At 67.4% G+C, this 19,476-nt stretch carries 20 protein-coding genes and 1 pseudogene; 17 read left to right on the top strand and 4 right to left on the bottom strand.

Features of this window, described 5'->3' with window-relative positions; translation table 11 throughout:
• Position 1: 1 nt before the first annotated feature.
• Positions 2-130: pseudogene (locus tag E6C72_RS32380) on the bottom strand (DUF1289 domain-containing protein); the annotation flags it as partial.
• 323 nt (positions 131-453) lie between these two features.
• Between E6C72_RS32380 and ccoG the strand changes: the two are divergent.
• From ccoG to fabG, 16 genes are all read left to right on the top strand, one after another.
• Complete coding sequence (gene ccoG, locus E6C72_RS23605) at positions 454-1,935, top strand: cytochrome c oxidase accessory protein CcoG (protein ID WP_109084197.1); 1,482 nt, start codon at positions 454-456, stop codon at positions 1,933-1,935.
• A gap of 118 nt (positions 1,936-2,053) precedes the next feature.
• A complete protein-coding gene (locus E6C72_RS23600; protein ID WP_109084198.1) occupies positions 2,054-3,526 on the top strand; it encodes a PLP-dependent aminotransferase family protein in 1,473 nt (490 codons plus the stop codon).
• Positions 3,527-3,972: 446 nt separating this feature from the next.
• The gene (locus E6C72_RS23595; protein WP_305764655.1) at positions 3,973-4,230 is read left to right on the top strand and encodes a phosphopantetheine-binding protein; all 258 of its coding nucleotides are present in this window, start codon (positions 3,973-3,975) and stop codon (positions 4,228-4,230) included.
• Positions 4,230-4,874, top strand: coding sequence for a hypothetical protein (locus E6C72_RS23590; protein WP_109084199.1), 645 nt, complete (start codon positions 4,230-4,232; stop codon positions 4,872-4,874). The genes E6C72_RS23595 and E6C72_RS23590 overlap by 1 nt, the downstream gene beginning before the upstream one ends.
• Positions 4,871-6,229: an AMP-binding protein gene (locus E6C72_RS23585; protein ID WP_199228670.1), complete on the top strand. Its 1,359-nt coding sequence runs from the start codon at positions 4,871-4,873 to the stop codon at positions 6,227-6,229. Before E6C72_RS23590 ends, E6C72_RS23585 begins: the two co-directional genes overlap by 4 nt.
• Positions 6,230-6,240: 11 nt before the next feature.
• On the top strand, positions 6,241-6,564 hold the full coding sequence (locus tag E6C72_RS32045) for a hypothetical protein (protein WP_199228671.1): 324 nt from the start codon (positions 6,241-6,243) through the stop codon (positions 6,562-6,564).
• A complete protein-coding gene (locus E6C72_RS32040) occupies positions 6,561-7,079 on the top strand; it encodes a hypothetical protein (protein WP_211100508.1) in 519 nt (172 codons plus the stop codon). Before E6C72_RS32045 ends, E6C72_RS32040 begins: the two co-directional genes overlap by 4 nt.
• Positions 7,037-7,534 (top strand): hypothetical protein, encoded by a 498-nt coding sequence (locus E6C72_RS32035; RefSeq protein WP_247882175.1) that lies wholly within the window; start codon positions 7,037-7,039, stop codon positions 7,532-7,534. The genes E6C72_RS32040 and E6C72_RS32035 overlap by 43 nt, the downstream gene beginning before the upstream one ends.
• Positions 7,518-8,120 (top strand): LolA-related protein, encoded by a 603-nt coding sequence (locus E6C72_RS23575; RefSeq protein WP_109084201.1) that lies wholly within the window; start codon positions 7,518-7,520, stop codon positions 8,118-8,120. Before E6C72_RS32035 ends, E6C72_RS23575 begins: the two co-directional genes overlap by 17 nt.
• Entirely contained in the window at positions 8,117-10,471 is a 2,355-nt protein-coding gene (locus tag E6C72_RS23570; protein WP_109084202.1) for an MMPL family transporter, read from the top strand. Before E6C72_RS23575 ends, E6C72_RS23570 begins: the two co-directional genes overlap by 4 nt.
• Positions 10,464-11,270, top strand: a complete 807-nt coding sequence (locus tag E6C72_RS23565; protein ID WP_109084203.1) for a polysaccharide deacetylase family protein — start codon at positions 10,464-10,466, stop codon at positions 11,268-11,270. The genes E6C72_RS23570 and E6C72_RS23565 overlap by 8 nt, the downstream gene beginning before the upstream one ends.
• Entirely contained in the window at positions 11,263-12,072 is an 810-nt protein-coding gene (locus tag E6C72_RS23560) for a class I SAM-dependent methyltransferase (RefSeq protein ID WP_109084204.1), read from the top strand. Before E6C72_RS23565 ends, E6C72_RS23560 begins: the two co-directional genes overlap by 8 nt.
• A gap of 34 nt (positions 12,073-12,106) precedes the next feature.
• Positions 12,107-13,276, top strand: coding sequence for a beta-ketoacyl-[acyl-carrier-protein] synthase family protein (locus E6C72_RS23555; RefSeq protein ID WP_109084205.1), 1,170 nt, complete (start codon positions 12,107-12,109; stop codon positions 13,274-13,276).
• On the top strand, positions 13,276-14,085 hold the full coding sequence (locus tag E6C72_RS23550) for a beta-ketoacyl synthase chain length factor (RefSeq protein WP_199228672.1): 810 nt from the start codon (positions 13,276-13,278) through the stop codon (positions 14,083-14,085). The genes E6C72_RS23555 and E6C72_RS23550 overlap by 1 nt, the downstream gene beginning before the upstream one ends.
• Entirely contained in the window at positions 14,079-14,528 is a 450-nt protein-coding gene (locus E6C72_RS23545; RefSeq protein WP_109084206.1) for a hydroxymyristoyl-ACP dehydratase, read from the top strand. Before E6C72_RS23550 ends, E6C72_RS23545 begins: the two co-directional genes overlap by 7 nt.
• Positions 14,525-15,244 (top strand): 3-oxoacyl-ACP reductase FabG, encoded by a 720-nt coding sequence (gene fabG / locus E6C72_RS23540; protein WP_109084207.1) that lies wholly within the window; start codon positions 14,525-14,527, stop codon positions 15,242-15,244. The genes E6C72_RS23545 and fabG overlap by 4 nt, the downstream gene beginning before the upstream one ends.
• On the opposite strand, the gene E6C72_RS23535 is transcribed toward fabG, so the two are convergent.
• The 3 genes from E6C72_RS23535 to E6C72_RS23525 are packed head-to-tail and all read right to left on the bottom strand — an operon-like array spanning position 15,225 to position 18,051.
• Complete coding sequence (locus tag E6C72_RS23535) at positions 15,225-16,010, bottom strand: glycosyltransferase family 2 protein (RefSeq protein WP_247875476.1); 786 nt, start codon at positions 16,008-16,010, stop codon at positions 15,225-15,227. The genes fabG and E6C72_RS23535 overlap by 20 nt on opposite strands.
• The gene (locus tag E6C72_RS23530) at positions 16,007-16,789 is read right to left on the bottom strand and encodes a 1-acyl-sn-glycerol-3-phosphate acyltransferase (RefSeq protein ID WP_109084208.1); all 783 of its coding nucleotides are present in this window, start codon (positions 16,787-16,789) and stop codon (positions 16,007-16,009) included. The genes E6C72_RS23535 and E6C72_RS23530 overlap by 4 nt, the downstream gene beginning before the upstream one ends.
• Positions 16,738-18,051, bottom strand: coding sequence for an NAD(P)/FAD-dependent oxidoreductase (locus E6C72_RS23525; RefSeq protein WP_109084209.1), 1,314 nt, complete (start codon positions 18,049-18,051; stop codon positions 16,738-16,740). The genes E6C72_RS23530 and E6C72_RS23525 overlap by 52 nt, the downstream gene beginning before the upstream one ends.
• A gap of 533 nt (positions 18,052-18,584) precedes the next feature.
• Between E6C72_RS23525 and E6C72_RS23520 the strand changes: the two genes are divergently transcribed.
• Positions 18,585-19,364 carry a class I SAM-dependent methyltransferase gene (locus tag E6C72_RS23520; RefSeq protein WP_247875477.1) on the top strand — a complete coding sequence of 260 codons (780 nt, stop codon included), beginning with the start codon at positions 18,585-18,587 and terminating at the stop codon, positions 19,362-19,364.
• The last annotated feature ends 112 nt before the right edge of the window (positions 19,365-19,476 follow it).

Raw genomic sequence — 19,476 nt, 5'->3', positions numbered from 1 at the left:
CCGCCTTTGTCCGGTGACAGCCCCGGCAGGTACCGTCCCCGCCGAAACGGCAGAGCCCGATGCACGGATCCCTGGTGTCCCTGTATGACGTGTTCCTGTCCGCTGCCGTCCTGTTCCGCTTTCCGCTCATCGGGCCTGCCACATGGTCGTCTCCGGTCGACGACAATGTGCGGCGCGACTCCCGTCCGACAATGGCAGGCGGCGGAAAGGTGGCATGCGGCCATCCGCAATTCCCTGGCAAGCCATCACAATGCATGGATTCCCGGAGAACAAAATCCATACAAATATGCGACACACCGCCGCATCCAGCCCACACGAGCCACAATCACCCTACAATCCCCTTGTCACATCCGTACGATTTACCCATACAAACCTCATCGTCGGATGGCTGCCTCTCCATACGCCTATCGGTGTGGGCAGGTGGCCGGACGTCTTCTTCGTGCCAGGTGATCCATGCCCAGCGATGCGCCCATCATCACCCGCCGCCCCGACCATGCGGCCGCCAATCCGGACCCGCCGCCGGCTTATGCCCCTCACCGCAAGATCCATCCCAAGTCGGTGCGCGGGCGATACCGGCGTGTGAAGACGGTGCTGGGTGTGGTGCTGCTGGCGCTGTTCGCCGTTCTGCCCTGGCTGCGCTGGGACCGTGGCCCGGGGCTGCCCGATCAGGCCGTGCTGTTCGACCTGGGCAGCCAGCGCTTCTACATCGTCGCCCTGCAGCTCTGGCCTCAGCATGTCTATTACATCACCGGCGTGATGATCATCGCCGCCATCGGGCTGTTCCTGGCGACCGCACTGGGCGGGCGCGTCTGGTGCGGCTTCACCTGTCCGCAGACGGTGTGGACCGACTTGTTCGTCTGGGTGGAGCGGCGGGTGGAGGGCGACCGCGGCGACCGCATCCGGCTGGACAAGCATCCCTGGACCGCCGGCTGGCTGGCGAAGAAGACGGTCAAGCATGCGGCATGGCTGGCGATCTCGCTGGTCACCGGCTTCCTCGGCATCGCCTATCTGACCGACGCGCCGTCCCTTGCCGTCGATCTGCTGCGTTTCAATGCTTCGGCACTGGCCGCCGGGTCGGTCCTGTTCATCGCCGCCTGCACCTACGCCATGGCCGGCTTCATGCGCGAACAGATGTGCTTCTACGTCTGTCCCTGGCCGCGCATCCAGGCCGCCATGCTGGACGAGGAGAGCCAGGTCGTCACCTATCAGGAGTGGCGCGGCGAGGGGCGCGCGCCCCTGCGCAAGAACGAGGGCTGGGACACCCGCACGCATAAGGGCCATGGCGACTGCATCGACTGCGGCCAGTGCGTGCATGTCTGCCCGACCGGCATCGACATCCGCGACGGCATCCAGATGGAATGCATCGGCTGCGGCCTGTGCGTCGACGCCTGCAATGACGTTATGGCCCGCATCGGCCGGCCCGGCGATCTGATCCGTTTCGACACATTGACCGCTCAAGCGGCGAAGGCCGCCGGCACCCCGCCCGCCCGCTACCGCCTGATCCGGCCGCGCACCATCGTCTACGGCCTGATGCTGGTCGTGGTCGGCGGGGTGATGGCGATCGCGCTGGCGCTGAAATCCAGCAACGACGTCTCCGTCCTGCGCGACCGGGCGCCGCTGTTCGTCACGCTCACCGACGGCCGCATCCAGAACGCCTACACCATCAAGATTTCCAACATGTCGCTGACCGAACGCCACTATCGCCTCAGCCTGTCCGGCCTGCCGCAGGCGAGCCTCAGCCTGTCCGGCGACGGTACCGAGACCGCCGAGCTGTCGCTCTCCGCCCGCGCCAACGCGGTGGAGACCTACCGCATCCAGGTCCGCGTGCCGCAGACGGCGCTGGCGGCCTCCTCCACCCCGGTGACCGTCACCCTGACCCCCGACACCGGCGCCGGCCAGCCGGCCGGACACGACAGCGTCTTCCTGGCGCCTTGACCAGCCCCCATCAAAATCCCCTTCTCCCGCGGGGGAGAAGGGATGGCCCCCACATCCAAACGCACATATGATGCCGATGGCGCCACCGCATACAGGCAAGGGAACGGTCAGGACATCCATGCAATCCGAGCACGCAGGGCAAGCCGACCCATCGGACATCGCCATCTGGCAGCCCGACCTGACCAGCCGCGCCAAGCCCGTCTATCTCGCCATCGCCGACGCCCTGGCCGACGACATCGCCGCCGGCCGGCTGGCGGCCGGACAGCGCCTGCCGCCGCAACGGGTGCTCGCCGACCGGCTGGGCGTGGACCTTACCACCGTCAGCCGCGCCTACAGCGAGGCCCGCCGCCGCGGCCTGCTCGACGCCCGTGTCGGCCAGGGCACCTTCGTCAGCATACAGGACACGGCGCCGACCAGGCCGCCGCTCCAGCCCCCCCTGCCCCGCCGACTCCCCACCGCCCCGGCCGCGGTCATCGACATGACCATGAACCAGCCGCCGCTGCCCGATTCGCCGAAGTTGCTGGACCGCATGCGCAGCGGCCTGGCCCAGGCCATGCTGCGGCTCGATCCGCAGGCGCTGCTGCGCTATCCGGAGGCCGGCGCCGGCTTCCGCAGCGCGGAGGAGGATTGCGCCGCAGGTGCCCGCTGGCTCGCCAAGCGACTGCCGACCCTCGACGATCCCGGCCGCATCGTCGTCTGCCCCGGCACGCAATCCGCCCTGCTGGCCCTGCTCTGCATGCTGACCCGCCCCGGCGACACCGTCTGTACGGAGGCGCTGACCTATCCCGGCTTCAAGGCCATTGCCCGCCAGCTCGGCCTGCGGGTGATCGGGGTGGCGATGGACGGTGACGGCCTGGACCCCGACGCCTTGCGCGCCGCGGTGGCGGCCCATGCCCCGAAGGCGCTCTACTGCACCCCCACCCTGCACAACCCGACCACGGCCACCCTGCCGGCGGACCGCCGGACCGCCATCGCCGCCATCGCCCGCGACCACAACATTCCGATCATCGAGGACGACATCTACGGCGTGCTGCCGCAGGACGCACCGCCGCCCATCGCGGCATCGGCGCCCGACGTGACCTTCCATGTCGTCGGCCTCGCCAAATGCGTGGCGCCCGGCCTGCGCATCACCTATGTCGCCGCCCCCGACAACCGTCAGGCGATGCGGCTGGCCGCCGCCCAGCGCGCCACCATCCTCGGCACCCCGCCGGTCCCGGCCGCCATCGCCACCCAATGGATCACCGACGGCACCGCCGACGCTTTGCTGACCGCCATCCGGACGGAGGCATCGGCCCGCCAGCGTCTGGCACGCGACCTGCTGCCACCGGCCAGCGTGACCGCCCATCCGCAAGGGTTCCATCTGTGGCTGGGCCTGCCGCCAGCCTGGACGCGCGGGGAATTCGCCGCGTATCTGCGCAACGCCGGCATCGCCGCCGCCGTCAGCGACAATTTCCTGACCGCCGGCCCCCCGCCGGAAGCCCTGCGCATCTGCCTGGGCGCCCCCATCGGCCGCGACGACTGCCGCCGCATGCTCGAAACCCTCGCCGACACCCTTGACCAGAGCCCCGCCCTCGCCGGGATCGTGATCTGAGTCAGGCAGGATTTTGAAGCTTTCGGTGGTCCGGCCGACGACCCCGGTTTAGTGTTTTCGGGTCGGCCTGCCCTCAATTGCGCCCTTTCCAAACGCCCTTTCCCGCCCCGGGAGAGGGCGTTTTCCGCTTCTGCATGGAACACTGAACACCCCACCGAAAACTGTTCCATGGCGTTCCAAATGTCACATTCAACGGTGCGCCCCGCCCGCCGGCCAGGACGCTGGCCGACACCCCCTATAAACAAATCAATCTTTAACAAAACAAATTGATCACTCCAAAATAATGATGGCGCCACCACGGGTGCGTAGCTATCGTGAAGTCCGAAATTGCGAATCCTGTCATTCCAATACGGCATTCTATACCTAATGGTTACACCAAAAGGGGTAGAATATCCCAGGAGTTACAGGCGTTGCTTTAGCGAGGCATGATGAGTGACTTGAAGACCCTGTCGCCAGCCGAACTTGATCTGGCGACGCTGATTGTGAACACCCTTACCCTGGAAGCCGACCCGGAAGACATCGACCCGGACGCCCCCCTCTATGGCGAAGGGCTTGGCCTCGATTCCATCGACATCCTGGAGGTGGCGCTCGCCGTCTCCAAGAGCTACGGGGTGAAGCTGCGGGCGGATGACGAGAACAACACCAGGATCTTCGCCTCGCTGCGCACCCTGAACGGCCACATCCAGCAGCTCAAAGCCGCCTGATGCCGTCCGCCGCCGCCTGGACCAGGGGTGGGACCGCGGCGGGCGTCGGCCTGTCGCTCTTCGCGCTCTATCCCCTGCTGGTCCATGGCGCCATCGTCGCCGATCTGGACGCCGAAACCGCCCTGGCCCTGGCGTTGGTGCAGGCAGGCGTTACCGGGCTGGCGGTCGGCCGCGCCGTGCCGCGCTTCCGCTGGATCGCACTGGCCGGCGCCATCGCCCTGTTCGGCCTGTCCTGGCGTTCCGCCCGCGACGGGCTGCTGGCCGCCTCGGCGATCAGCCATGCCGCCATCTATGTCGGGCTGCTCGCCCTGTTCGGCCGCACCCTGCTGGCCGGGCGGGAGCCGCTGATCACCTGGATCGCCCGGCGCATCCGCGGCAGCCTGACAGACGGGATGCTGGTCTACACCCGCCGCGTCACCGTCGCCTGGTGCCTGTTCTTCGCCGGCCAGCTGGCGATGTCGGCCCTGCTGTTCTGCGTCGCCCCGCCGGCGGTCTGGTCCTTCTTCATCAACGTCCTCGACCTGCCGCTGGTTGCGGCGATGTTCCTGACGGAATACGCCTACCGACTGCGCAAATTCCGGAACCACTCACACGGCTCCCTCGCCGACGTCGTCCGCGTCTTTTCGGAGCGGCCAAACTCATGACGATGCTGTCCACCACCCGCCTGCCGCTGCTGCGCCACGGCGGCCCCGACGATCTGTTCGCCCTGCATGAGGGCAAACCGGTGACGGTGCGCGGCTACCTCGCCGCCGTGCGTGATCTGGCCCGCCGCCTGCCCGACAGCGCCTATCTGCTGAACCTGTGCGGTGACCGGCTGGGCTTCGCCGTGGGTCTCGGTGCGGCCCTGCTGCGCCGGCAGATCAGCCTGCATCCTCCCAACGACACACCGACCACGCTGCGCCAGCTGGAGGAAAGCTATCCCGGCCTGATCTGCCTGACCGATACCGGCGCCGCCTATCCCGGCATGACCTGCATCGAGGCGCTTCCCCCCGGTGGTCTCGACAGCCTGACCGGTTCACCCTTCGACGGCGACCTCGCCTTCCCGGCCGATCAGGTGGCCGCCATCGCATTCACCTCCGGCTCCACCGGCCGGCCGATGCCGCAGGTGAAAAGCTGGGGTACCCTGGTTCGCAGCGTCCATGGCGCCGGCACTGCACTGGAGGTCGCAAAGCTCGGCCCCGCAGGCCTGGTCGGCACCGTGCCGCACCAGCACATGTACGGGCTGGAGTCGGTCATCCTGCTGGCGATCCAGCATGGTCTGGTGCTGCACGCCGGCCGCCCCCTCTTCCCGGCCGACATCGCCGCCAGCCTCGCCGACCTGCCCGACCGTCGTATGCTGGTGACCACGCCGGTCCATCTTCAGGCCCTGCTGGCCGACGGCGGCGATCTGCCGCCGCTCGACTTCATCCTCTGCGCCACCGCCCCGCTGGCGCCGCAGCTCGCCGTCGACGCCGAAGCCCGGCTGGGCGCCCCGCTGCACGAAATCTACGGCTGTTCGGAGACGGGACAGCTCGCCGTCCGCCGAACCAGCGCCACGGCGGATTGGCTGTGCATCGACGGCATCCGCCTGCGCCAGGACGAACAGGGAACCTGGGCGTCCGGCGATTTCCTCGACGGCGAGACCCTGCTGGCCGACGTGATCGAACTGAAGAGCGACACACGCTTCGTCCTGCATGGCCGCTCCGCCGATCAGGTCAACATCGCCGGTAAGCGCAGCTCGCTGGCCTTCCTCAACCACCATCTGAACTCGGTGGACGGGGTGAAGGACGGCGTCTTCTTCATGCCGCGGGACGGGGAAAGCGGAACCATCCGCCTCGCCGCCCTGGTGGTGGCCCCCGGCCTGACCGCCGAGACCCTGCTGGCCCGCCTGCGCGAGCGGATCGACCCGATCTTCCTGCCGCGCCCCCTGCGCTTCGTCGATGCCCTGCCACGCAACCCGACCGGCAAGCTGCCGCGCGAGGCCTTGCTGCGGATGCTCGACGACAGCCGTCCAGATTAGGTGCCGCCGCCGTGCCCAAGCAGACCGACATCCACTTCCCCGCCGACCATCCCACCGCCGCCGGCCATTTCCCCGGAAACCCGGTCATCCCCGGAGCGGTCCTGCTCGACACCGCCCTGACCGCCATCGCGGCGGCGGAAGGCCTCGCATCCGGCCCCTGCCGCCTGCGCGCTGCCAAGTTCCTGTCCCCCGTTCGCCCCGGCGAGTGCATGCGGATCGAATGGCAGGCCACCGCGACCGGCGGCATCGCCTTCACCGGCATCGCCTTCACCGGCAGCGTGGGAGGCCGTCCCGTGATGAACTGCACCCTCATTGTTGGCAGCATCGCATCATGAAGCTCCCCCTGCGCGCCAAGCCGACCGGTGAAGCTCGGGCCGACGCCACACCCTCCCCCATCGCGCCGCCACCACACCGACGCCGCCGCAAGGAGTGGATGAACCGGCCGGAACGCAGCACGACCGCCGCCATCAAGTTCATCGTCTGGATCGCCCTGCGGCTCGGCCGTCGGGCAGCGCGGCTGCTGCTCTATCCGATCTGCCTCTACTTCGTCCTGTTCTCGCGCAAGCCGCGCCGGGCGTCGGCGCTGTTCCTGTCCAAGGCGCTGGGCCGTGCGCCCGGCTTCGGCGACCTGTTCAGCCACTATCACGTCTTCGCCGCCTGCCTGCTCGACCGCGTCTTCTTCCTGAACGACCAGTCCGACGATTTCGACATCCGCGTCCATGGCGAGGACATCGTCATCGACCTGATGCAGCGGGGGAGGGCTGTCTGCTGCTCGGCGCCCATATGGGCAGCTTCGAGGCGATCCGCATGCTGGGCCACCGCCAGCGGGATCTGCGCGTCAGCCTGGTGATGTATGAGGAGAATGCGAGGAAGATCAATTCGGTCCTCAACGCCATCAACCCGCTGCTGTCGATGGAGGTGATCGGGTTGGGCCGGCCGGATTCGATGCTGCGCGTCCGCGAAAGGCTGGACCAGGGCCATTTCGTCGGCATGCTGGCCGACCGCACCCTGGATGGGGAGGAGGAGGTCCGCCTGCCCTTCCTCGGCCAGCCCGCCGGCTTCGCGCTCGGCCCCTTCCAGCTTGCGGCGATGCTGAAACGACCGGTGGTTCTGATGGTCGGGCTGTACCAGGGTGGCCGGCGCTACGACGTCCATTTCGAGCGCATCGCCGACTTTTCCGATGTGCCGGTGCAGGACCGGCCGGGCCTTGTGCGCTGGGCGGCCGGACGCTTCGCCGACCGGCTGGAGCAGCATGCCCTGTCCTCCCCCTACAACTGGTTCAATTTCTATGATTTCTGGAAATAGACCGGCCCGTCGCCCAATTCTCGCGGGTATCGCCGCCCTCCTTCTGGCGGGGGCCGTCCCATCGCAAGCGGCCGAACCCTGGGGCCTGGAGGATCTGTTCGCCCGCTTCGCCCGGATTGGCAGCTCCAACGCGCGCTTCGCCGAAACACGCGAGGTCGGCCTGCTGACCACCCCGCTGGAAAGCAGCGGCACCCTGACCTACCGCCGGCCGGATATCCTGGAAAAACGCACCCTCCAACCCCAGGCGGAAAGCCTGCGGCTGGACGGCGACCGCCTGACGCTGACCCAGGGGGACGGCACGTCCCGAACGCTGTCGGTCTCCGCCATGCCGGAAATCCAGACCTATGTGGAGAGCATCCGCTCCACCCTGCGTGGCGACGTCCCCACCATCATGCGCTTCTACGAGGTGGCGCTGGAGGGCACGCCGCAGGACTGGCGCATGCAGCTGACCCCGCGGGCGGAAGAGGCACGTCGGACCGTCCAGCGCATCGTCATCGCCGGCCGCGACGCCAACATCCGCCGGATCGAGGTTCTCCAGGCCGACGGCGACCGCTCCATCATGACGATCCAGCCGGACCCGGCATGACCGAAGGGGTGCGCAGGACCGGATGGAGCGCCGGATGGGGCGTCGCGCTGTGGCTCGCCGGGCTGATCGCCTGCGGCCTGCTGGTGGCGCGCACGCCGGTCACCGCCGACCTGTCCGCCTTCCTGCCCCGCTCCCCCTCCTCCACCCAGCAATTGCTGGTCGACCAGCTGCGCGACGGCGCCGTCTCCCGCCTGATCCTGATCGGCATCGAGGGCGACGTGCCGGATCGCCTGACAGGATTCAGCCGCGCCCTTGCCGAACGGCTGCGCGGCAACCCGCTGGTCGCGACGGTGGAGAATGGCGAGCGGACCGGGCGCAGCGCCGACGGTGCCTATGTCTGGACCAACCGCTATCTGCTCAGCCCCGGCGTCACCCGCGACCGTTTCACGGCGAACGGGCTGCGCGAGGCGCTTCAGAACGACTTGCGCCTCCTACAATCGCCGGCCGGCATGGCGCTGAAGCAGGCGCTTCCCGCCGATCCGACCGCCGAGATCCTGCGCCTGACCGACCGCATGCTGGGCGACGCCGGCGGCCCGGCCAGCCGTGACGGCGTCTGGGTCTCTGCCGACGGGGCGCGGGCGCTGCTGCTGGTGCAGACCGCCGCCCCCGGCTTCGACATGGATGCCCAGCAGAAGACGCTCGACCTGATCCGCAGCGCCTTCGCCGATGCAAAAGGCACCGCCGGCACCGCCCGACTGGTGATGACCGGCCCGGCTGTCTTCTCCGTCCAGACCCGCGACAGGATCGAGGCGGACGCCACCCGGTCCTCCATCATCGCCACGGCTCTGGTGGCCGGTGTCCTGCTGCTGGTCTACCGCTCCTTGCGCGTCCTGGCGCTGGCGCTGCTGCCGGCGGCGACCGGCACACTGGCCGGCATCGCCGCCGTCGGTCTGGGCTTCGGCACCGTTCATGGCATCACGCTGGGCTTCGGCATCACCCTGCTGGGCGAGAGTGTCGATTACGCCATCTATCTGTTCACCCAGACCCAGCCGGGCAGCCCGGCGCGTCGCACCCTTCTGCGCATCTGGCCGACGCTGCTGTTGGGGGTGGCGACCTCCGTCGTCGGCTTCGGCACCATGCTGTTCTCGAGCTTCAGCGGACTGGCGCAGTTGGGCCTCTTCTCCATCACCGGACTGCTGGTGGCGCTGGCCGTCACCCGCTGGGTGCTGCCGACCCTGCTGCCGAAGGGCTATGGGACAGAACGCCCGGCCCGGATGGCCCCGCTGCTGACCGCCCTGACCAGCGCGGCACCGGTCCTACGGCTGCCGTTGCTGGCCGCGACATTGCTGGCGTTGGCCTGGCTGGCCTACCAGGGCTCCAACATCTGGTCGGCCGAACTGTCGAGCCTCAGCCCAGTAACGGAGGCCGACCAGCGGCTGGACGAGGCGCTGCGCCGCGACCTCGGCGCCCCCGACGCCGGCCATCTGCTGGTGATAAGCGCCGCCACGATGGAGGACGCGCTGACCGCCACCGAACGGCTGGCCGCCCCGCTGGAGGCGCTGACCCGCGACCACCTGATCGCCGGCTACGAATCCCCCGCCCACACCCTGCCGAGCCAGGCCACCCAACGGGCCCGCCAAGCCGCCCTGCCGCCACCCGACCAGTTGCGGACCTCGCTGACCCAGGCCCTGCACGGCCTGCCCTTCCGCCCTGATGCCTTCGTCCCATTCCTGACCGACGCAGAGAGGGCACGGACCCAGCCGCTGCTGACCCCGGCCAGCCTCGACGGCACCAGCCTGAAGCTGAAGTTCGAATCCCTGCTGGTCCGCACCGGTATCGGCTGGACCACCATGCTGCCTTTGCGCGGCGTGACCGATCCGCAGGCGCTCTCCACCCGGCTGTCCGGTGCCCCGGCTGTACGGGGCGCCATCCTGCTGAACCTGAAGGTGGAGTCCAACAACCTCTACCGCACCTATCGGGAGGAGGCGCTGACGCTGGCCGTGCTGGGCGCCATCGCCATCACGTCGCTGCTGGCGGCGGCTCTGCGTTCTATCCGCGCACTGGTCGCGGCAGTGATGCCGCTGGCCGCGGCGGTGGTCATCACCATGGCGCTGGTGACGGCACTCGGCCAGACGCTGACGATCTTCCATCTGGTGGGCCTGCTGCTGGTGGTCGGCGTCGGTTCCAACTATTCCCTGCTGTTCGAGCGGCCGGAGCCATCCCCTGCATTGCGGGAGCGCACCGTCGCCTCTGTCGCCATCGCCAATTTCTGCACCGTCATCGGCTTCGGGACGCTGGCCTTTTCCGGCATTCCCGTGCTGCACGGCATCGGCATGACCGTCGCCATCGGCGCCTTTCTCTGCCTCGCCTTTGCGGCGGTGCTTGGACCGAAGGGTGCGAACCATGACTGAGCACCGCTGGTCGCCATCGCCCCTGCTCCACGCATCAGCCGCTCTGCATGTCGCAGCCCTGGCTGCTACGGCGGCCCTGCCCACCGCATGGCCATGGACGCTGGGCGCGGTGGCCAGCAACCACGCCCTGCTCGGCGCCATCGGGCTTTGGCCCCGAAGCTGCCTGCTCGGCCCCAACCTGCGCCGCCTGCCGGCGGAGAATGCCCGGCTCGGTCAGGTCGGCGTCTGCTTCGATGACGGCCCCGATCCTGACGTGACGCCTGCTGTCCTCGACCTGCTGGACCACGCAAAGGCCAAGGCGAGCTTCTTCTGCATCGCCGAACGGGCCGCCCGACACCCCGCTCTCGTCCAAGCCATCGTCGGCCGCGGCCACACGGTGGAAAACCACAGCTGGCACCATTCGCACCGCTTCGCCGCGATGGGCATCCGTGCCATCCGCCGCGAGGTGGGGGAAGCGCAGCGTATCCTGACCGACCTGGCAGGTAGGCCGCCCCGCTTCTTCAAGCCGCCGGCCGGCTTGCGCAATCCGCTTCTAGAGCCTGCCCTTTCCAGTTTCGGCCTGCGTCTGGCGACCTGGACCCGCCGCGGCTACGACGCGGTACGGCGCAACCCGGTAGGGGTGGAGCGGCGCCTCGTCCGCAATCTCGCCGCCGGCGACCTGCTGATGCTGCATGACGGCTCCGCCGCCCGCGACGCAGATGGGCGGCCCGTGGTGCTCACGGTGCTGCCGCACTTGCTCGCCACGCTGACCGCTCGCAGGCTGACGGCGGTTTCGCTGGAGGTCGTGGCCAATGACTGACGCCGTCTTCCGTGATCTGGTCGCCGCTGCCGCCCGCCCTTATCGCCGCTGTGGCCGCTATGCGTGGCATTTCACCAAAGGCAAGCTGGCGGGTGATCCTGTCTTCCACCACCTTTTGCGAAACCAGTTGCTGCCCACCCATGGAAGGTTGCTCGACCTTGGCTGCGGCCAAGGAGTGCTCACGGCTCTGCTGCGCGCGGCGGCCAAGCGGCATGCCGGCGGCGACTGGCCGGCGGGTTGGCCCGCTCCACCGGCCACCCTCACCGTCCAGGGCGTCGAGCTGTCGCCGAAGCGGGTGCGGATCGCCCAGGCGGCACTGGGCACCGACGCCGTCTTGCAGGGCGACATCCGCAGCGTCCACCTGCCGCCCTGCGACGCCATCGTCATCCTGGACGTGCTGCTCTACCTCCAGCCGGACGAGCAGGCGACGGTGCTCGCCCGTTGTGCCAACGCGCTGGCACCGGGCGGCATCTTGCTCTTGCGGGAGGCCGACGCCGAGGGTGGCCTGCCCTTCCAGATCACCCGCTGGGCCGAACGGATCGCCAGCGTCATACGGGGCCACTGGCGCCAGTCGCTGACCTACCGTCCGGCGGCGGACTGGTCGGCCTTGTTGGGCAGCCTTGGATTTGAAGCGGAAGCTCTGCCGATGAGCCAAGGCACACCCTTCGCCAACACTTTGTTCATAGCCCAACGAAGCAATGCCTCAGTCCAAATTTGTCCTTTCTCGCATGAAATCGCCAATGCTAGCATTCTTCCAAATATGAAACAGCATTATACAGCCGTACCCATCCGAAATTCCTAAGAAGTTTATCGTGCAACCACTCGCCGTAAGCCATATGAGCATCGTCAGCAGTCTTGGCCCTGGCCAGGAAGCAACCCTGGATGCTCTGCACACCGGCCGGAGCGGCCTGAAACCTTGCAGTTTCGAGACGGTTACACTGGACACCCATATCGGCGAAGTGGCCGGGGTGAACGATGTGCGCCTGCCGGACAACCTTGCCAGCTTCGAGTGCCGCAACAACCGGCTTGCCGAAATGGCCCTGCACCGGGACGGCTTCGCCGAGGCGGTCGCCGGTGCCCGAGAGCGCTACGGCGCCGACCGGATCGGTGTCTTCCTGGGCACCAGCACATCCGGTATCCTGTCAGCGGAGCTGGCCTTCCGCGCGCGCGACCCGCAGACCGGGGCGCTGCCAGCCGCCTTCAGCTTCGCCACCACCCACAGCACCGGTTCGCTGGCAGACTTCGTCCGCCATCGCCTGGGGTTGACGGGGCCGGCCTTCGTCGTTTCCTCCGCCTGCGCTACGACATCGAAGGTCTTCGCCAACGCGGCCCGCATGATCGCCGCCGACCTGTGCGACGCGGCAGTGGTCGGCGGGGCCGACAGCCTGTGCCTGACGACGCTCTACGGATTCCATTCGCTGGAGCTGGTCTCCCCCACCCCCTGCCGGCCCTTCGATGCGGAGCGCAGCGGCGTCTCGCTGGGCGAGGGGGCCGGCTTCGCCCTGCTGGAACGCGCGAACCAGAGTCCTGCCGCCGGGACCGTCCACCTGCTAGGCGCCGGTGAAAGCAACGACGCCCACCATATGTCGACCCCGCACCCAGACGGGCTGGGCGCCCGGCTGGCGATGGAGCGGGCGCTGGCCAGCGCCGCCTTGCGGCCGGGGGACATCGACTATGTCAACCTGCACGGCACCGCCACCACCTATGGCGACGCGGCGGAGGATCAGGCGATCACCGGCCTGCTAGGCACCTGCACCCCGGTCAGTTCGACGAAGGGCTACACCGGCCACACGCTGGGTGCAGCCGGGATTGTGGAAGCGATCATCAGCGTGCTGGCTCTGCGCACCGGCCTGATTCCCGGCAGCCCGCAGACCCGGATCCTCGACCCTGCCCTGCGCAGCCGATATCTGACGGCCAACGAGACGGGGCGGTTGGACCGGGTGATGACCAACTCCTTCGGCTTCGGCGGCAGCAACAGCAGCCTGATCTTCGGGTGGGCTGCCTGATGCGCGCCTATGTCGAGGGGATCGGCCTGCTCGGTCCCGGCCTTCCGGGCTGGGAGCAGTCGCGCGCGGTTCTGACCGGCGATACCACCTATGTCGCCTCGCCGGCCGTGCTGACCGCCAGCCCCCTTCTTCCACCTGCCGAGCGACGTCGCAGCGTGCCGACCGTCAAGCTCGCGATGGCGGTGGGGGCGGAGGCGCTGGAACAGGCTGGCCGCGATGCCGCCACGGTCGCCACCGTCTTCACGTCCTCCAGCGGCGATCCCGACACGCTGCACCAGATCCTCGAAGCGCTGGCGACGGAGGAGCGCGACATCTCGCCGACGCGCTTCCACAACTCCGTCCACAATGCGCCAGCCGGCTACTGGAGCATCGCCACCCGCTGCCGCGAGCCCTCCACCAGCCTGTCCGCCCATGACGAGAGCTTCCAGACCGGCCTGCTGGAAGCGGCGGCGGAGGTGGCGGTCGATGGCTGGACCGTCGGGCTGATCGCCTACGACCTGCCCTATCCGGAGCCACTGAGCATGGTCCGCCCCATCGCCGGAACTTTCGGCACCGCCCTGGTCCTGGTCCCGCAGCCGACCGATCGCTGCCTCGCCTGCCTGGACATCGAGCTGTCGCGCGGGACCGAACCGATCGACCGCATGGCCGGTGTCCGGCTGGAAGCATTGCGCGTCGGCAATCCGACCGCGCGCGCCCTGCCAATGCTGGCCGCGCTGGCGCGGGTTTGTACGGGCGGCGCGCCGGAACAGGTGGTGCTCGATCTGCCGCCGAGCGGGCGGGTGATCGTTCGAGTCAGTGCACCATGCTGATGAACCGTGCGGAGATTGCCAGCCTGATCCCCCATACCGGGACCATGTGCCTGCTGGACGGCGTGCTGTCCTGGGATGGCAGCCGCATCCGCTGTATCGCCCACAGCCATCGCGCGCCCGACAATCCCCTGCGCCATGGGGGAAGGCTGGCCACGCTGTGCGGAGTGGAATATGCGTCACAGGCGATGGCTGTGCATGGTGGGCTGACCGCCGGCGGCAACCGTCCGGCCGCGGGATACCTCGCCAGCCTGCGCGACCTCACCTGCCATATCGCCCGCCTCGACGACATCGCGGAGGATCTGGTCATCGACGCCGAGAATCTGACCGGCGAAGGCAACCGGGTGATCTACGCCTTCTCCATCACCACCGGATCTCGCGACCTGCTGAGTGGCAGGGCGGCGGTGGTGATCGACACCGACATCACGAGTTTGGGGGCGGCATGAAACGCGCACTCGTCACCGGCGGCAGCGGCGTGCTTGGGGCAGCGGTCTGCAAAGCGCTGGCCGCCGACGGTTGCCATGTGCTGGTGCACGCCAACGGCTCCCCCGCGCGCGCCAAAGCGCTGACGGCCGAAATCGTTGCATCCGGCGGATCGGCCGAAGCGGTCGCCTTCGACGTCGCCGATGCAGAGGCGACCGCCGTGGCGCTCAACCAAATGCTGGAGTCCGGCCCGATCCAGATCCTGGTGAACAATGCCGGTATCCACGACGATGCGGCGATGCCGGCGATGCGGCGGGAGCAATGGAACCGCGTCATCGATGTTTCGCTGAACGGCTTCTTCAATGTGACGCAACCGCTGCTGATGCCGATGATCGGCACGCGCTGGGGCCGGATCGTAAGCGTATCGTCGGTGACGGCCGTCACCGGCAACCGCGGCCAGACAAACTATGCCGCCGCCAAGGCCGGACTGCATGGCGCCACCAAATCGCTGGCGCTGGAACTGGCGCCGCGCGGCATCACCGTCAACGCGGTGGCGCCGGGCATCATAACCTCGCCGATGGCCGATGCCGTCTTCGACGCCGACATGGTCAAGCGGATGGTGCCGATGAAGCGCGCCGGCCGGCCGGAGGAGGTGGCGGACCTCGTCGCCTTCCTGGCGTCGGACCGCGCCGCCTACATCTCCGGCCAGATCGTCTCGATCAACGGAGGAATGATCTGACGGGACGGGTGCGCAGCCGCCGTACCGTCAGCATCGGCAGCCGGCCAATGAAGCCAATCATCAGCCGCGTGTGCATCCAGGTCAGCAGGGCGTTGTCCCGGACATAGTTGAAATGGGAAACGCCGCCCTCCTCCGCCTTGAAATAGCGGACGGGCGCCGGCAGGTTGATGGTCGGCAGGCCGGCCCAGCAGAGGCGCACCGCCACCTCAGGATCGAAGTCGAAGCGGCGCATCCACGGATTGCCCCGCATCACCGCCCGCAGCGGCTTGATCGGATAGACGCGGAAGCCGAACAGCGAATCGCCGATCCCGCCCCACAATGTCTCCAGATTGGCCCACCAGTTGGAGATCTTGCGTCCACCCACCCGCAGGCGAGGGGCGGCGGCGTCGAACACCGGCCGGCCCAGCACCAGCGCGTCGGGATTAGCCAGAGACACGCCCTGGAACTGCGGGATGCGATCGGCCGGATGCTGGCCGTCGGCGTCCATGGTCAGGGCGTGGGTGAAGCCGCAGCGTTCCGCCTCATCCAGCCCATGCAGGACGGCGGCCCCCTTGCCACGGTTGACCGGCAGTTCCAGCACGCGCAGATGCGGATCGTCCGCCGCCATCGTCCGCAACTCCGTCGCCGTGCCGTCGGTGCTGCCGTCGATGACGACCCAGACCGGCGCCCACTGTGCGCGGGCCGCTCGTACCGTCTCGAACAGCTTCGGCCCCGTGTTGTAGCTGGGGATCAGAACGAGATGGCTGGTGGAGGCGTCGGTGATCAAAGCTCTGCCCTGTAATGGCGTTCCACATCCTCGACCAGCCCGCGCACATCGGTCGGCGGATCGAAGCGGCGGCCGAGGCGAACGGTGTAGACCAGCGGAAACTCCGGCTTGCGGAACAGCGGCCAGCCCTTGCCGAGAAAGTTGCTGTTAGCCTCGATGAACACGGTCTGCACCGGAACCCCCGCCGTCTTGGCGATCAGCGCGAAGCCACCCTTCAGCGTATTGACCGGCGCCCGTTCCGTCCGGGTGCCTTCCGGAAAGATCAGCAGTTGGTGACCGGCGCGCACCCGCTGCGCCGCCATCTTGACCAGCGAATTGGGTGCGTCGTTGCGGATATAGCCGGCCATCCGCGCCCCACCGCCGAGGAAGAGGTTGTCGTAGACCGGGGCCTTGGCGATGCAGACGACATCCGGCAACCGAGAAATCAGCAGGACGGCATCCAGGATCGACGGATGGTTCGGGCAAATCAGCAGGCCGCCATCGCCCTTCAATTCATCCAGCGCCGAGAGGTCGGTCTTCAGCACCCCGCAGGCGCGCAGCGTCCCCAGATACAGGCTGAACCCCGACTTGATCGCCAGCCGGCCGAGCGGACCGGCAATCCGGCGCGGCAGAAGCGGGCCGACCAGAGCCGCGGTCAGGCTCCAGGCCAGCGACATCAGACCGAACAGGAATAGCAGGCCATAGAACAGGGGATAGTCCCAGGCCCGCCGGACCGCGCCGAGAATGCCTAGACCGCGTCGCCCACGGGGGTGCGCACGTTCTGCCGCCGTTTCCGCCATGCCATGTAGTTCCTTTTGAAGTCCAGCAGGGCGTTCATGTAGTAGATCGCCTTGAATATCTTCAGCCGCGTCCGGATCGGCGACGGGCGGAAGACGTCGCCGGCCAGAAGCGACAGCAGCGCCTCCTCCACACGGAAGACGTTGCGCGGCCCCATGAACAGGTTCCTCAATGCCGGCGACGTCACCCGGTAGATGTACCAGGAGAAAGTGCCGACGCCCTGACGGACAGTCCGTTCAAAGCGTTTCAGAGCCTGTTCCTGCCGTGCCGGCTCCCGCAGGCAGGCGTCAACCGCTTCGGCCCCCTCGAAGGCGCTGGTCATCGCCAGATAGACACCTGTGGAGAACATCGGATCGATGAAGGCGAAGGCGTCGCCCAGCATCACGTAGCCCGGCCCCGCCATTCGATCGGCCTGGTAGGAGAAGTTGCCGGTTCCCGTCACCGGACCGGTCAGTTCCGCGCCCTCCAGCCGTTCGGCCAGCGGCGGGCAAAGCGCCACGGTGTCGAGGAAGAAACGGGTCTGGTCGGTCTTGCGCATTTTAAAGTAATAGGGCCAGCACACCGCACCCACGCTGGTGGTGCCGTCTGCCAGCGGGATGAACCAGAACCAGCCATGGTCGAACCAGAAGATGGAGATGTTGCCTTCCGCCTTGCCGGACAGTCGCTTGGCACCGGTGAAATGGCCGAACACCGCAGCGCTGTTGTGCTTGGCATTGCGCCGCTTGATGCCGAAGCGGGAGGCCAGCAGCGTGTCGCGGCCTGACGCGTCGACGAGGAAGCGTGTGCGCAGGGTCCGGATCGTGCCGTCCTCCCGCCGGGCGGTGACGGTGGCCCCCTCCGTCCCCTGGATGTCAACGTCCGTCACCTTGCAGCCCTCGATGACGGTGGCGCCCTTGGCGGCGGCGTTGCGGATCAGGATGTCGTCGAATTCCGACCGACGGACCTGATAGGCGTAGGGTTTTGTCTTGTCCCAGGCATTGGCAAAGTCGAAGGTGACGGACTTGCCGTGATAGGTCGAAACGAACTCCGCCCCGCATTTCAGCATGCCGATCCGCTCCACCTCCTCCAGCACGCCCAACTGCTTCAGCAGGGGCAGATTGCAGGGAAGCAGCGATTCGCCGATGTGGAAGCGGGGGTGATGGTCCTTTTCCAGCAGCACCACCCGATGGCCCTTACCGGCCAGCAGCGCCGCCGCGGTTGACCCGGCAGGCCCACCGCCCACCACCAGGACATCGCAATCGTAATTTGAGCCGTTCGACACCATGGGCTTTGCCGCTCTCCCGCTCTAGGCTTGTCCCGCTTCGGGGATGTTCGATGTGGATACCCGTTTCTGGCTCTCGCGAGCGGCAACTTTGCATCTAAATTTACCGCACCCCAATGCGCACAATCCAGGGACAAAACCCTGATACTGCCGTTTATCCAGGACCTAACCAAAATGACATATTCAATCGCCGCCGATATCAACGCTCACTGATCCAGTATCCTGATGCAGAATTGTTTTAGCACGATTTGAATTATGCTGCGAACTTCCGCACAATACCGCCAATGCACTTGACACTTGGCAACTGTCTTAAGTGATTACCCATTTGGTGACATGCGAACACACTTGCCTACCGGCGGGCAGCACCCACAAGATACCAACCTCCGGAAACCGCTCAACTCAACCGGGGATGCATGGTTCGGGTGACACCGGGCAGGGAGAGCTGATTTCAGGCGCCACCAACACCGACAGCCGGGTCAGCGGAGCAAGCGACATCTTCGACTGATCCCGAATCCGGATATGAAGGAGATACCGACGTGCCGACCGAATCCTCGCCCCGCGTCGGCACCGCCGTTGAACCGCACCCCGTTCTGGACTCCTATTACGGCGACAAGGCGCAGCGGCAGCATTTCGTCCGCAGGCTGTTCAACCGAACCGCTCACCATTACGACCGCATCAACGCCATCTTCGCCCTTGGTTCCGGCTCCTGGTATCGGGCGCAGTGCCTGAAGCGGGCAGGTTTGCGGCCGGGCATGCGGGTGCTGGACGTCGCCATCGGCACCGGTCTGGTGGCACGGGAAGCTGTGGCGCTCTGCGGCAATCCCGGCGACGTGATCGGCCTGGATCTCAGCGAAGCGATGCTGGCGGAGGCGCGGCGCAGCCTGCCCATCCCGCTGATCCAGGGCGTGGCCGATGCACTGCCGTTGGCGGATGCCAGCGTCGACCTCGTCACCATCGGTTACGCGCTGCGCCATGTCGGCGACCTGACAGCCACCTTCCGTGAGTTCCGGCGCGTGCTGCGCCCCGGCGGTAGCGTGCTGGTGATGGAGATCGGCCGACCATGCCGCCCAGTCACCCGGCATCTGATGAACGCCTATCTCGGCATGGTGGTGCCGGCGGTGTCGCGCCTCAGCGGGGGTGGCGAGAGCGGGCGGACTCTGATGCGCTATTACTGGGAAACGATCGACCGCTGCGTGGAACCGGAGGTAATCACCGCTGCTATGGCAGAGGCCGGACTGGCTCAGGTGCGCTGCGACACCGATTACGACCTGTTCAAGAACTACACGGGTAAACGGCAGAGTGAAACAAGGGCATGAAGGCATGACGCCCGAATAACTCTCTGTTGTTACTACCCCTCTTAGACGTTCTTCATCCGCCTTTGCCGATGCCGTCCCGGGGTTATCACCCTCATAGTCGGCCCCGCAGGGC

Origin of the sequence: Azospirillum sp. TSH100, assembly GCF_004923295.1 — a bacterium.
Lineage (GTDB): Bacteria > Pseudomonadota > Alphaproteobacteria > Azospirillales > Azospirillaceae > Azospirillum.
Note: the sequence above shows the minus strand (reverse complement) of the source record. Positions and strands in the feature narration are given on the sequence as shown.

Coding starts and splice junctions, on each gene's coding strand:
- E6C72_RS23530 (WP_109084208.1), bottom strand. CDS start 16,789: ATGGCGGAAACGGCGGCAGAACGTGCGCACCCCCGTGGGCGACGCGGT.
- E6C72_RS23550 (WP_199228672.1), top strand. CDS start 13,276: ATGCGCGCCTATGTCGAGGGGATCGGCCTGCTCGGTCCCGGCCTTCCG.
- E6C72_RS32035 (WP_247882175.1), top strand. CDS start 7,037: ATGCTGGGCCACCGCCAGCGGGATCTGCGCGTCAGCCTGGTGATGTAT.
- ccoG (WP_109084197.1), top strand. CDS start 454: ATGCCCAGCGATGCGCCCATCATCACCCGCCGCCCCGACCATGCGGCC.
- E6C72_RS23525 (WP_109084209.1), bottom strand. CDS start 18,051: ATGGTGTCGAACGGCTCAAATTACGATTGCGATGTCCTGGTGGTGGGC.
- E6C72_RS23560 (WP_109084204.1), top strand. CDS start 11,263: ATGACTGACGCCGTCTTCCGTGATCTGGTCGCCGCTGCCGCCCGCCCT.
- fabG (WP_109084207.1), top strand. CDS start 14,525: ATGAAACGCGCACTCGTCACCGGCGGCAGCGGCGTGCTTGGGGCAGCG.
- E6C72_RS23555 (WP_109084205.1), top strand. CDS start 12,107: ATGAGCATCGTCAGCAGTCTTGGCCCTGGCCAGGAAGCAACCCTGGAT.
- E6C72_RS23600 (WP_109084198.1), top strand. CDS start 2,054: ATGCAATCCGAGCACGCAGGGCAAGCCGACCCATCGGACATCGCCATC.
- E6C72_RS23545 (WP_109084206.1), top strand. CDS start 14,079: ATGCTGATGAACCGTGCGGAGATTGCCAGCCTGATCCCCCATACCGGG.
- E6C72_RS23575 (WP_109084201.1), top strand. CDS start 7,518: ATGATTTCTGGAAATAGACCGGCCCGTCGCCCAATTCTCGCGGGTATC.
- E6C72_RS23565 (WP_109084203.1), top strand. CDS start 10,464: ATGACTGAGCACCGCTGGTCGCCATCGCCCCTGCTCCACGCATCAGCC.
- E6C72_RS23590 (WP_109084199.1), top strand. CDS start 4,230: ATGCCGTCCGCCGCCGCCTGGACCAGGGGTGGGACCGCGGCGGGCGTC.
- E6C72_RS23585 (WP_199228670.1), top strand. CDS start 4,871: ATGACGATGCTGTCCACCACCCGCCTGCCGCTGCTGCGCCACGGCGGC.
- E6C72_RS23570 (WP_109084202.1), top strand. CDS start 8,117: ATGACCGAAGGGGTGCGCAGGACCGGATGGAGCGCCGGATGGGGCGTC.
- E6C72_RS32040 (WP_211100508.1), top strand. CDS start 6,561: ATGAAGCTCCCCCTGCGCGCCAAGCCGACCGGTGAAGCTCGGGCCGAC.